The 11,484-nt window shown below is 63.6% G+C and carries 12 protein-coding genes; 5 read left to right on the top strand and 7 right to left on the bottom strand.

The window, feature by feature from the left end; genetic code table 11:
• The first annotated feature begins 21 nt into the window (after nt 1-21).
• From rbfA to ribF, 3 genes are all read left to right on the top strand, one after another.
• Nucleotides 22-525, top strand: coding sequence for a 30S ribosome-binding factor RbfA (gene rbfA / locus RAM15_RS06640; RefSeq protein WP_306222264.1), 504 nt, complete (start codon nt 22-24; stop codon nt 523-525).
• Nucleotides 509-1,567: a tRNA pseudouridine(55) synthase TruB gene (gene truB, locus RAM15_RS06635; RefSeq protein WP_306221279.1), complete on the top strand. Its 1,059-nt coding sequence runs from the start codon at nt 509-511 to the stop codon at nt 1,565-1,567. The genes rbfA and truB overlap by 17 nt, the downstream gene beginning before the upstream one ends.
• Before the next feature lie 119 nt (nt 1,568-1,686).
• Nucleotides 1,687-2,820 carry a bifunctional riboflavin kinase/FMN adenylyltransferase gene (gene ribF, locus RAM15_RS06630; RefSeq protein WP_306221278.1) on the top strand — a complete coding sequence of 378 codons (1,134 nt, stop codon included), beginning with the start codon at nt 1,687-1,689 and terminating at the stop codon, nt 2,818-2,820.
• 21 nt (nt 2,821-2,841) lie between these two features.
• On the opposite strand, the gene RAM15_RS06625 is transcribed toward ribF, so the two are convergent.
• The 4 genes from RAM15_RS06625 to radA all read right to left on the bottom strand — a co-directional run bounded on the left by RAM15_RS06625 (nt 2,842) and on the right by radA (nt 6,882).
• Nucleotides 2,842-3,609: an amino acid ABC transporter ATP-binding protein gene (locus RAM15_RS06625; protein ID WP_306221277.1), complete on the bottom strand. Its 768-nt coding sequence runs from the start codon at nt 3,607-3,609 to the stop codon at nt 2,842-2,844.
• The gene (locus tag RAM15_RS06620) at nt 3,606-4,463 is read right to left on the bottom strand and encodes an amino acid ABC transporter permease (protein WP_045924795.1); all 858 of its coding nucleotides are present in this window, start codon (nt 4,461-4,463) and stop codon (nt 3,606-3,608) included. The genes RAM15_RS06625 and RAM15_RS06620 overlap by 4 nt, the downstream gene beginning before the upstream one ends.
• A gap of 25 nt (nt 4,464-4,488) precedes the next feature.
• On the bottom strand, nt 4,489-5,352 hold the full coding sequence (locus RAM15_RS06615; protein ID WP_306221276.1) for an ABC transporter substrate-binding protein: 864 nt from the start codon (nt 5,350-5,352) through the stop codon (nt 4,489-4,491).
• Between the two features lie 123 nt (nt 5,353-5,475).
• Entirely contained in the window at nt 5,476-6,882 is a 1,407-nt protein-coding gene (gene radA, locus RAM15_RS06610) for a DNA repair protein RadA (protein ID WP_306221275.1), read from the bottom strand.
• Between the two features lie 90 nt (nt 6,883-6,972).
• Between radA and RAM15_RS06605 the strand changes: the two genes are divergently transcribed.
• Both RAM15_RS06605 and RAM15_RS06600 read left to right on the top strand, forming a co-directional pair.
• The gene (locus RAM15_RS06605) at nt 6,973-7,623 is read left to right on the top strand and encodes a hypothetical protein (RefSeq protein WP_306221274.1); all 651 of its coding nucleotides are present in this window, start codon (nt 6,973-6,975) and stop codon (nt 7,621-7,623) included.
• Nucleotides 7,624-7,690: 67 nt separating this feature from the next.
• A complete protein-coding gene (locus RAM15_RS06600; protein WP_004268639.1) occupies nt 7,691-7,780 on the top strand; it encodes a 30S ribosomal protein bS22 in 90 nt (29 codons plus the stop codon).
• 85 nt (nt 7,781-7,865) lie between these two features.
• Here RAM15_RS06600 and rpiA read toward each other — a convergent pair whose 3' ends face one another.
• The 3 genes from rpiA to pgm form a co-directional block, all read right to left on the bottom strand.
• The gene (gene rpiA, locus RAM15_RS06595; RefSeq protein WP_029678040.1) at nt 7,866-8,564 is read right to left on the bottom strand and encodes a ribose-5-phosphate isomerase RpiA; all 699 of its coding nucleotides are present in this window, start codon (nt 8,562-8,564) and stop codon (nt 7,866-7,868) included.
• A 107-nt stretch (nt 8,565-8,671) separates the two neighbouring features.
• Nucleotides 8,672-9,715, bottom strand: coding sequence for a ribonuclease H family protein (locus RAM15_RS06590; protein ID WP_306221273.1), 1,044 nt, complete (start codon nt 9,713-9,715; stop codon nt 8,672-8,674).
• Nucleotides 9,716-9,775: 60 nt separating this feature from the next.
• Entirely contained in the window at nt 9,776-11,449 is a 1,674-nt protein-coding gene (pgm, locus tag RAM15_RS06585; protein ID WP_306221272.1) for a phosphoglucomutase (alpha-D-glucose-1,6-bisphosphate-dependent), read from the bottom strand.
• Nucleotides 11,450-11,484 lie beyond the last annotated feature (35 nt).

Here is an 11,484-nt window from a genome sequence, read left to right as displayed (position 1 = left end):
CGGTTCGAGAAAGGAATCATGATGGCTGGAAATCCCCGCGCTGTACGCATAGCGGCCCTGATACAACGGGTCGTGGCCTCTGCGCTGGAGTCCCAGATGCACGACAAGCGCCTGGCAGGGGTCACCGTCACTGAGGTTCGGGTCACTAACGACCTGCAGATAGCCAAGATCTACTGGACCCAGCTGGGTCGGTCAGGTCATGAGGCCGGGGAACGCAAGCGCGCCCAGCAGGCCCTGCGGCAGGCCTCCGGCAGGCTGCGCACCCTAGTCGGCGCCCGGGCCGGTCTGCGGCTGACGCCTGCGTTGCGCTTCATCTACGACGAGGTGCCTGCCGAGGCGACCGAGATCGAGGATGTGCTGACTGCGGCCCGTCACCGGGACGAGGCCATGGCCAAGGCCCGGGTCAATGCCAGCTATGCCGGCGACCCCGACCCGTACCGGCATGACGACGAGGAAGAGTCCGATGGGTCGGGCTCCGCCCCTGACGAACCTGCGGCAGAGGATACGGATGAGGCCGACCGCTGAGCCGTCGGACGGCATAAAGTCCGGCGCCGGTGAACCGACCTCGGGCATCATCCTTGTTGACAAGCCGAGCGGTGTGACCAGCCATGACGTGGTGGCAGCCGTCCGGTCCAGCCTCGGCATGCGCCGCGTAGGCCACGCTGGCACCCTGGATCCCATGGCCACCGGTCTGCTGGTCATTGGATTCGGACAGGCCACGCGGCTGCTGACGGTCATCGTCGGCCATGACAAAACATACCGCGCCACCATGCGCCTGGGACTGGGCACCACTACGGACGACGCAGACGGGAATCTGCTGCCGGTGCGTCCTGGAGCTGCGCAGAGGGTGGACGAGCTGACAGCCCAGGGTCTGCAGGATTTGATTGATCGCTGCTTCACCGGCTGGATCGACCAGGTGCCGGATGCCTTCTCCGCCATCAAGGTCAAGGGCAGGCGGGCCTATGACCTGGCTCGCGCAGGCCAGGAGGTCAAGCTGGAGCCCAGACGCATACGGATTGCATCCTTCCGTCTGCTCGACTTTCGCCGTGTGGATCTGCCCGATCAGGGCACCATAGTGGTTGATGTGGATGTGGAGGTGACCTGCTCCAGCGGCACCTACATCCGGGCCCTGGCTCGCGATCTGGGCGAGCAGCTGGATCTGGGCGGCCACCTGACTGCTTTGAGACGGATTCGCGTGGGCCCATTCGATCTGGAGAATCCCGAACTGGCGTCTACGGTTGCGGGCGGTCATGTGGTTCCTCACACCTACCGGAACCGACAAGGTCAGACGGTTATCCGCAGTCGTATGGTCCTGGACCGCGACCGGCAGGCGATCCTGGATGGTTCGCTGAGTTTGGCACAGGCGGCACGTATGAGCATGCCCGTCCTGAGCCTGGATGCCGGCCAGGCCGCCAGAGTGGGCAATGGTGGATTCTTGGATCTGCCTGTCGCCGGGCCCACGGCCGCCCTGGCCGGACCTGAGGGCAGGCAGCGTCTGGCTGCTATCCTAGTGCCCAGTACACGAGGCGGGGCCAAACCGGATGTGGTCTTCCACCCCGAGTCCTGAGTGTGCAGGCTCGGGTTGAGCCCCAGGGTCTTGCCAGGGTGCGACGGTGGGCATACAGTGCTTAAGGAATTTTCGGCGCCCGTGTTCGGGGGCCGCCATGACTAAGTGATGGGAAGCGGATGAAGGTCAGCCAGGTCAGCCCGGATGAGTTGGGCATTGTCAGGTGGCCGGGAACCTTGGGGGCCCGGTCCAGTGTGGTCACCATCGGTGTCTTCGATGGCATGCATCGGGGTCATCAGGCCCTCCTGCGCCGGGTGGTCGAGCTCGCGGCCAAGGGCCAGGATCGGCCCATGGCCCTGGTCTTCGACCCCAGTCCCAAACTGGTTCACAGCTACGCCGACAGCCATGACATGGTTGAACCGCCCTCGGATCTGATTCGCCATGACCCTGATCAGATCATGCCGATGGAGGAGCGCTTGCGGCTCATGGCCCAGCTGGGGCTGGAACAGGTTGTGGTGGTGCGATACACACTGGCCTTTGCGGCCAAATCCTATCGGTTCTTCCTCAAGCAGCTTACCGAACGGCTGGCCATGCGAACCCTGGTCTTGGGCCGCGATGCGCGAATGGGCGCAGGGCGAAGCGGCGACATCGGAGCCATCGGCGCCCTAGCAGACACCGGACTGTTCAACCTGGAAGTCGTGGACGACCAGGGCCCCGGCGACTGCACGCTGCCTGACGCTGACGGCCTGGAGCGACATCAGGTCAGGGCTTGGAGCAGTACCCACCTTCGGCAACTGATCCAGGACGGTGACGTGGATACGGCCTTGGATATTCTGGGTCGGCCTCACATGGTTCAAGGCACAGTGGTCCATGGGGAGCAGCGGGGACGCCGCTTGGGATTTCCGACTGCCAATCTTGCACCCGACAGCCAGGGGATGATGCCCGCAGATGGGGTCTATGCGGGCTGGCTGGTTGACCTGGGTCTGCCTACGGATCCCATGGCCACGCCGGAGGGCCGGGAGGGTCGTCTGGCTCAGGGATCGCCCTGGCGGATGCCTGCCGCTATCTCCATCGGCACCAAGGAGACCTTCCTGGCCCCGGGTGAGCATATGCCACAAGTCCTGGAAGCCAACGCCGTGCGGCCGGATTGGGTGGACCTGTATGGCCACCGGGTTCGCGTGGAGTTTCTCAGCCGTCTGCGCGGTCAGAAGCGGTATGCGGGCGAGGAGCCCCTCAAACGACAGCTGGCCTTGGACGCCGATCGCACCCTGGAGCTGACCAAGGCGGCAGAAAGAGCGTTTTCCGCCGACTGAAGACTGCAGGAATCTGGGAACTCACAGCCCTCGGAAGTGGCTGAAGAACTCCCTGGTGCGAGGATTCTCAGACTCGTCCATGACCTCTTGCGGCGTTCCGTTCTCGGCGATGACACCGTCCAGCAGCAGAACCACCCGGTTGGCTGCATGATGGGCGAAACTCATTTCGTGGGTGGCCATGAGGATGGTGGTGCCTCCGGCAGTCAGCTCGGAGACCATGGCCAGGACCTCGCCCACCAGCATGGGGTCCAGGGCTGAGGTGATCTCATCCAGCAAGAGCAGTTCCGGGTCGGTCATCAGAGCTCGGGCGATGGCCACCCGCTGCTGCTGGCCGCCGGAGAGCTGGTCGGGGTATGCTCCGGCCTTCTTCCTCATGCCGATCCGGTCCAGCAGTTCCAGGGCCCGCTCTCTGGCTTCTTCCTTGGGCATGCCATGAACCTTGACGGCCCCCAGGGTCACGTTTTTCAGGACGTTCATGTGGGGGAAGAGGTTGAACTGCTGGAAGACCACGCCGATTCTGGCCCGGCAGGCATCCTGGTTGATCCGGGGGTCGGTAATATCGGTGCCGCCCAGCCAGATCCTGCCGTCGTTGACGGTCTCCAGCAGGTTGATGCACTTCATCAAGGTGGACTTGCCCGACCCGGATGGGCCCAGCAGGGCCACGGTCTCATGGGGCATGATGGTCATGGAGATGCCGCGCAGGACCTTGTTGCCACCAGGGTAGGTCTTTTGAACATTCTCCAGACGGAGCACCGGCTGGTTCTGTTCGGCGCCTGCCTGTTCGCTCATACCATGCCTCCGCTCTGTTCGCGCTTGCGCAGCCGGTTGGAATACCAGTCGTTGAGAAGAATGAAGGGGACCGAGGTGGCGATGAAGAGCACCGAGGCCACCACGTATGGAGTGAAGTTGTAGGAGGTGGCCACGATGATCTGGGCCGCTCTGACCGCGTCCACAGCCCCTAGAACCGAGATCAGTCCCACGTCCTTCTGCATGGAGATGAAGTCGTTCATCAGTGCCGGAGCCACCTTGCGCAGGGCCTGGGGGATGACGACCAGACGCATGGTCTGCCCCGAGGTCAGGCCAAGCGAGCGTGCCGACGCCCTCTGGGAGGGGCCGACGTCCTGGAATCCTGCCCTCAGCACCTCGGCGATGTAGGCCGAATAGGAGAGGATGATCGCCACAGTGCCCAGCAGGGCTGCCGGAATCCGGTTGAAAATGGCCAGCCCGGGAATGCCGAAGCCGATCAGGTAGAGAACCACGATCATGGGGATGCCTCTCATGATCGTGGTGTAGACCTGGGCCAGCACCCGCAGAGGGAAGAGCAGCGGGTTCCGGCTGGTGCGGATCATGGCCAGCAGGGTGCCCAGCAGTGCCACGCCGATGACTGCGAAGAAGAGGACCTCCAGATTGAGCCAGAGCCCCTGGAGGACCTTGGGGAAGGCTTGGGCGAAGTAGGCACCGGAGAAAAACGACTGCTTGACCCGGGGCCAGCCAGGTGAGGCGTGCAGACCCAGGGCGATCAGCAGGGCCAACACCAGCGTGCTGGCGATGCTGATCGCCACAGAGCGCAGATTCTGTCGACGCCCGTAGCGTTCCCGTTCCCGTTGGATATCGCTGACCGCGTCCTGTGCCGAGGTGGCCATGAACGACAAGGTTTCCTTTCTTCTCTCAGCCCAGCATGGGCAGGGAGGTGTAGACGTGCAGCCACTGCTTCTGCAGCTTGTCCAAGGTTCCATCCTTCTTCAGGGCCGTGACAGCCGTGGAAGCGGCAGGGGTCAGCTTGGAGCCCTTGGGCAGGACTATGCCCATGCCCTCCGGGTCCTGAGAGCCCTTGATCTGCCCGAGGATTTTGGCGTTCTTGACCTGTCCGGAATCGACCATGGTCACGGCTGACGGGGTGTCCACGACCAGCGCGTCGATCTGATTGGCATCCAAGGCCTGGGACGAAGCCACGTCGTCGTTGAAGGTGTCGATGTCAGGCTTGACCAGTTTGTGAGCCATCTCGTAGGAGGTAGAGCCGACCATGGCTCCTATCTTGGCGTCCTTGATCTGGGCAAGGGAGGTGGCGGAAGCATATGGGGAGTTTTTTCTGACGACCAGCGACTGGGTGGAGTTGTAGTAGCTGGGAGTGAAGTCCACAGCCTGACGGCGCTCCGGGGTGATGGAGAACTGCTGGATGTTCAGATCGTAGTCCTTGCTGCCCGGGGCGATGGCGGCATCAAAGGTGGTCCGGGTCCAGGTGACGTGTGCCTTGTCGAAGCCCATTTTCTCTGCCACTGCATAGGCCACGGCCGCCTCGTAGCCCTTGCCGGATTCGGGCTTGTTGTCCTGCACGTATGGGGCGTAGGCCGGATCTCCGGTGGCAATGGTCAGGGTGCCGGGTTTGATGGTCTGCTGGGTGATGTCCTGCTTGTCTGCTGACTGCCCGCTATTGCCCGATGAGGAGCCACAGGCCGCGCCGGCCATGAGCGTGACTGTCGTGAGTGCGGCCGCCGTCAGCCTGCGTATGGTTTTCCTGGTGAAGATGGTCATGCTGATCTGCTCCTCGCGATGATGATGGGTGTCGGTCTTCCGGCGACTCCATCCTAGTCCGGCAGGTTAACGAGTCGGCAGGTGAGCGCCATGGGGTGCGATAGGGGACCAGCGGCCACTGGCTTAGACCAGTCCAAGGGCCTCCAGGGCCTCGGCCAGATAGGTGACCTCGACCACTTCCAGTCCCTGAATGGGCTTGCGGCCTCTTGAATGCCGGTCGGGCGGGACCAGCGCTCGCGTGAATCCCAGCCGAGCGGCCTCCTGCAGCCGGTGGTTGAGTTGAGGCACAGGCCTGACCTGCCCGGTCAGCGATATCTCGCCCATGGCACAGGTCGTGCGCAGGATGGGCCGGGACTTGGCTGCACTGGCCAGGGCGGCCACAATGGCCAGGTCGCATCCGGGCTCCTTGGCCAGCCCGCCGGCGATGGTGGACACATACAGGTCCCTCGTCAGCAGGTTGACCCGGCCGTGACGGTAGAGCACCGCGGCCAGCATGGCCAGGCGGTTGGCGTCGATCCCGTTGGTGTTGCGTCTGGGCGTGGGCAGAACCGAGGAGGTGACCAGGGCCTGGATCTCGATGGGCAGGCTGCGGTGGCCGTCCAAGGTGAAGGTCACACAGGTGCCCTCCACCTCCTGCCCGGCCGTGGACAGGAAGAGCCCGGTAGGATCGCTGACCTCCTCGATACCCTGTTCGCTCATGTCGAAGCAGCCCACCTCGTCGGTGGGGCCGAACCGGTTCTTGACGGCCCTCAGCAGGCGCAGGGCGGTCTGGGAGTCGCCCTCGAACTGGCAGACCACATCGACCAGATGCTCCAGGGTCCGCGGCCCGGCTATGGAGCCGTCCTTGGTCACGTGGCCGACCAAGAGGATGGGGATGTCGTGCGACTTGGCCATGTCGATCAGGCTGATGGCCACCTCACGCACCTGTGTGGAGCCTCCGGAAATGCCGTCAACCTGGTTGGAGACGATGGTCTGGGCGGAGTCCACAATGGCCAGCGCCGGCTTCTCACGCTCGATCAGCCCCAGCACCGTGGCCAGGTCGGTTGTGGAAGCCAGCAGCAGCGAGTCCTTGAGGGCCCCCACCCGACTAGCCCGCATCCGTACCTGGGCCTGGGACTCCTCGCCCGACAGGTAGAGCACCTTGCCTCCCTGGCCGCCCCGGCCGGCTACGCGGCCGGCTGTCTCCAGCAGGAGGGTGGACTTGCCTATTCCCGGCTCGCCGGCAAGGAGGATGACCGACCCGGGTACGATGCCTCCGCCCAGGACCCGGTCGAACTCCTCGAATCCTGTGGGGATGCGTTTGACCTGGTCCGTGCCCACCCTGGTGATGGGCCGGGCCAGGCCGGTCTTTGGAGGCGCAGGCGCCGTATGGCTGCCTCCTGAGGAGGACAAGCCCCCTCCTGCACCCACGCGGGCTTCGTGGAACTCTTCGATGGTTCCCCACTGGCCGCATTCCGGGCAGCGTCCGAACCACTTGCCGCCGGTCCATCCGCACTCCGTGCACACGTATTGCGTCGTCGTCTTGGCCATACCTGCACGCTATCGGGATTCAGGGACGAGGGCCCGGGCTTTCACGTCATCTTCGCAGTGCCGACACCCCTCCCATGAGAGAATGGAGGCATGGCTGACAATCCTTCTGCACCCCTGTCCTCTTCGCCCGATTCCTCTGCGCATGCCCGGCAACGCCGTCGACGTATAGGCGTGGTCATCGCCTTGGCTGCGGTAGTGGTTCTGGTGCTCCTGTCGGCCTTCGTATGGCCGCACTGGGCGGTGCGCAGCCAACAACCAGACGCACAGGCTCAGACCTCCGCTTCTTCCCGTCCCTCCCAGGCCAGTCCAAAGGCCACGGCGGCGCCCCTGCCGGACTCGGCCTCGGAGCTGCTCAAGGCCATGCCTGACACAGTGGGCGGCTTCGCCCGAGTCAAGGCTGATTCCGACAGCGAGTGGAGCACCCGTACGCCTATAGAGGAGTACAGCCTGGTCTACTCCACCGGCAGATCGGGCGGGGACGTGACCCTCCACCTGGCCCAGTGGTCCAGGAGCGAGGATGCCAAGGCCCTCTATGACAGCCAGTCCACCGGTATGTCCGGCAAGGAGCTGGCCTCGGGCAAGGTTCGCAGCGGCGGCACGGTCACCGGATCCTACCTGGAGAAGGCGGATGGTGACGACGAGCACAAGGCGCTGGTCATCTGGCAGAACGACACGGTGGTCTTCCGCGCTCAGGGTCAGCGGACGGCGCTGGAGGCTTTCTATAAGGCCTTCCCGCTCTGATCGTCCCCCAAGCGGTGTACGATAAGCAAGTTGGACACTTCCAGGTAACTAAGGATCGGAGGCTCGGATGGGTTCTGTCATCAAGAAGCGCCGCAAGCGGATGAGCAAGAAGAAGCACCGCAAACTGCTGCGCAAGACTCGTCACCAGCGCAAGTAGCTCTTTATGGCTTATGGCCCGCTAGGGCCGACGAAGCCCCCCGCATCGATTGGACGCGGGGGGCTTCGTGTATATCCGTTTATTTTCACTTGTTGGCGTTGGTCATGACCCTGGGACCATTGGGGTCGCCCACGATGACTGTGTCAACCATGTTGAGGAAGAGACCGTGTTCCACGACGCCCACGGTAGTGATCAGGTCCTGAGCCAGATCCTGAGGGTGCTCAATCCGATCCAGATGCAGATCGATGATGTGGTTGTGCTCGTCGGTCAGGACCGGCTGTCCCTGGCCGTCCAGCCTCAGTACCGGGTTGTAGCCGCGCTCCTTGAAGCGGTCCAGGACGTGGCGCTCGCCGAAGGGAATGACCTCCACTGGCAGGGGGAAGCGGCCGATGGTGTCGACCACCTTGGACTCGTCCACGATCCAGACGATCCTTCGAGAGTTGACGGCCACGATCTTCTCCCAGAGCAGGGCTGCGCCGCCGCCCTTGATGCCGTTGAAGTCCTTGTCGACCTCGTCGGCACCGTCGATGGTGACGTCGATGTGGTCCACCTGGTCGATGTCGACGATGCGGATTCCGTAGCCTTCAGCCTGCTCCTTGGTACGCCGAGAGGTGGTCACGCCGGTGAACTCCAGGCCCTCTTCCTTGACGCGCCGTCCCAGCTCATCCACGAAGAACCGGACCGTGGATCCGGTGCCCAGCCCGGCGGTCATGCCGTTCTCGACCAGCTTGGCTGCCTCGATGCCGGCGGCCTTCTTCAGTCTGTCCTGCTCGGTCTTGTCCATAGACGCTCCTTCATGCCCGCCATGCCTTCAACAGCTGATATCCGCGGGTCTTGTTCGTTCAGGTTCACTCCAGTGTAGACGATGGCCCTTGACGGTCCATGAACGGCTCAATCCTTGACTTCGATGGCGTGCAGGCGGAAGGGGGCCTCCTGAATGTTCACGTAGCCGTCAGGGTCGATGGCGGCGTCCAGATCAATGCTGCCGACTATATGCAGGTCCTGTCCGGTGAACATGCTGCTGCCAGAGGGAGGAGGCGTGATGCGGATCCGGCCGCTGGCTCTCAGCCCTCGAGCGCCGGAATTCTTGGTCTCTTGATCAACCGTGTCGGTGTCCGAAGTATCGTTGAAAGCCGGCGAGGGGTCGTCATTTTGATCATCGGCTATGTCAGAAGCGGGCGTGTCATTGATGGCTTCAGACGGCACGTCGTCCCGCTCGTCTGCTGCTGCGGCCGGCGACCCTGAGAATGTTGCGGCTACGGACTCGGCTTGCTCGGCATCCACGGCCTCGGATTCGACGGCGGTTTCGGCCAGGTCTTTCTGCTCTTTCTGATCCAGGCGAACCTTTTTGCGGCCAAGATCGTCAAGAACCTGGGGTCCTCCGTCCAGCTCCTCCTTGACTGCGGACGGCACCTGCGTGCCCTTGGCGTAGGGGGAGGCCAGCAGTGATCGCCAGCCCTCAACGGGCAGACAGCCTTCCCGATCGCCTTTGCCTGCAGCTGTGGCATAGCCGCGGGCCAGCGTGTCCACTTTCTCGTTGAAGGTGTCGCCGGCGTGGCCCTTGACCCAGACAAACCTGACTGATCCCGGCCGTGCCTGGATCTCCCGATCGATAGCCTCGATCAGAGAGCGGTTCTTGACCGGCTTACCCTGGGAGTTCTTCCAGCCCTTCTTCTTCCACCCGGGCACCCAGGTGGTGGAGCAGTTGATGGCGTATTGGGAGTCGGTTTCGATGACCAGCGGGCGCTCGCCTGGGTGGGCTCGTAGCGCCTGCAGGACGGCGCATAGCTCGCCGATCTGATTGGTGCCGTTGCTTGCGCCGCCTGCATCCGCGTCGCCGCCCTCATGGTCGGCCCAGGCCCAGCCCATGGGGCCGTTGGGATTGCTCAGTGCGCTGCCGTCGGTGGAGACGACCAGATTCTTGTCATTGGTCATGGTTCCAGCCTAGACAAATAGATAGAGAACCCCTGCGCCAGCGATGGTCTTGTCCGCAGCTCAGCCCAGGGCCTTGGCTACTACCTGGTCGGCATCGTCCAGAACCTGATCCAGGGCCTCGGGGGAAACGAAGGATTCGGCGTAGACCTTGTAGATGTTCTCGGTGCCGGAGGGGCGGGCGGCGAACCAGTTGTTCCGGGTGGTCACCTTGATGCCGCCGATTTTGGCCCCGTTGCCCGGGGCTTCGGTCAGCTTGGCAGTGATGGGCTCGCCGGCCAGGGTGGAGGCCGTCACATCGTCGCCGTTCAGCCGGGCGAACTTCTGCTTCTGCTCCAATGTGGTCGGGGTGTCCACCCGCTTATACCAGCTTTGGCCGAAGCGCTCCACCTGCTCCTGATGGAGCTGGGCCGGGTTCTTTCCGGTCTTGGCTGTGATCTCGGCAGCCAGGAGGTCGGGGATCAGCCCGTCCTTGTCGGTCGTCCAGACGCGGCCGTCCCGACGCAGGAAGCTCATCCCGGAGCTCTCCTCGCCGCCGAAGGCCACCTCTCCCTTGAAGAGGGGGTCGACGAACCACTTGAAGCCCACAGGCACCTCGATCAGCCTGGCGCCTATGGAGGCAGCCACACGGTCGATCAGGGAGGAGGAGACCAGGGTCTTGCCGATGCCGGCGCCCTTAGGCCATCCGGGACGGTTGCCGGAGAAGAGGTATTCCACGCAGACGGCGATGTAGTGGTTGGGGTTCATGACCCCTGTTCCTGGGCAGACGATGCCATGCCTGTCGGCGTCCGGATCGGTGCCGCCCACCAGGTCGTAGGAGTCCCAAGCCCCTGCATTCAGACGATCCACCAGGCCCTTCATGGCATAGGGGGAGCTGGGATCCATGCGGATCTTCCCGTCGTGGTCGATGGTCATGAACCGCCAGGTCGGATCCACCTCGGGGTTGACGACGCCGATGTTCAGCCCGTACTTTTCGTTGATCAGCGGCCAGTAATTGACCGAGGCCCCGCCCAGCGGATCGATGCCCAGGCGGACCCCAGAGGATCTGATCAGGTCGAAGTCGATGACATTGCCCAGGTCGGCCACGTAATGTTCCCGGTAGTCGAAGCGCTCCACCAGGTCGGATTTGATGGCATCTTCAAAGGGGATCCGCTTGACCCGCCTGTAGTCGCCCAGGAGCTCGTTGGCCCGTTGCGCTATGGCATTGGTGGTTTCAGCCGGAGCCGGGCCGCCTGTGGGCGGGTCATACTTGAATCCGCCGTCGGTGGGCGGGTTGTGGGAGGGGGTGACCACGATGCCATCGGCCAGGTCCTTGCCGGAGAAGCGCTGGGTCCCGTCGGCCGCCCGGTTGTGTGTCAGGATGGCCTGAGAGACGGTGGGGGTGGGAGTGTAGTCATCATTGGCGTCAATGCGCACCCGTACGCCGTTGGCTGTCAGGACCTCGATAGCGGTCTTCCAGGCAGGCAGGGAGAGGGCGTGGGTGTCGCGGCCCAGATAGAGCGGTCCGGTGACTCCATCCTTGGCTCGCTGTTCGGCTATGGCCTGGCTGATGGCCACAATATGGGCCTCGTTGAAGGAGACGGTCAGGGCGGAGCCGCGATGACCGGAGGTGCCGAAGGACACCCGCTGGGAGGGCGTGGAGGGGTCGGGGATGAGATCGTAGTACCTGCCGATCAGATCGTCGACGTTGATCAGATCTTCTGGGCTGGCAGGCTTGCCCGCATTCTGTGCTGTCATGGCTCCCATCATGCCACCCCGTCATGAGAAAGCGT

Source organism: Bifidobacterium asteroides (assembly GCF_030758775.1).
Classification (GTDB): Bacteria; Actinomycetota; Actinomycetes; order Actinomycetales; family Bifidobacteriaceae; genus Bombiscardovia; species Bombiscardovia kimbladii.
This window is presented reverse-complemented; position numbering and strand designations above follow the sequence as displayed.

Bases quoted from the DNA above. Each gene is read 5' to 3' on its own strand.
- rbfA (WP_306222264.1), top strand. From the start codon at position 22: ATGGCTGGAAATCCCCGCGCTGTACGCATAGCGGCCCTGATACAACGG.
- truB (WP_306221279.1), top strand. From the start codon at position 509: ATGAGGCCGACCGCTGAGCCGTCGGACGGCATAAAGTCCGGCGCCGGT.
- ribF (WP_306221278.1), top strand. From the start codon at position 1,687: ATGAAGGTCAGCCAGGTCAGCCCGGATGAGTTGGGCATTGTCAGGTGG.
- RAM15_RS06625 (WP_306221277.1), bottom strand. From the start codon at position 3,609: ATGAGCGAACAGGCAGGCGCCGAACAGAACCAGCCGGTGCTCCGTCTG.
- RAM15_RS06620 (WP_045924795.1), bottom strand. From the start codon at position 4,463: ATGGCCACCTCGGCACAGGACGCGGTCAGCGATATCCAACGGGAACGG.
- RAM15_RS06615 (WP_306221276.1), bottom strand. From the start codon at position 5,352: ATGACCATCTTCACCAGGAAAACCATACGCAGGCTGACGGCGGCCGCA.
- radA (WP_306221275.1), bottom strand. From the start codon at position 6,882: ATGGCCAAGACGACGACGCAATACGTGTGCACGGAGTGCGGATGGACC.
- RAM15_RS06605 (WP_306221274.1), top strand. From the start codon at position 6,973: ATGGCTGACAATCCTTCTGCACCCCTGTCCTCTTCGCCCGATTCCTCT.
- RAM15_RS06600 (WP_004268639.1), top strand. From the start codon at position 7,691: ATGGGTTCTGTCATCAAGAAGCGCCGCAAGCGGATGAGCAAGAAGAAG.
- rpiA (WP_029678040.1), bottom strand. From the start codon at position 8,564: ATGGACAAGACCGAGCAGGACAGACTGAAGAAGGCCGCCGGCATCGAG.
- RAM15_RS06590 (WP_306221273.1), bottom strand. From the start codon at position 9,715: ATGACCAATGACAAGAATCTGGTCGTCTCCACCGACGGCAGCGCACTG.
- pgm (WP_306221272.1), bottom strand. From the start codon at position 11,449: ATGACAGCACAGAATGCGGGCAAGCCTGCCAGCCCAGAAGATCTGATC.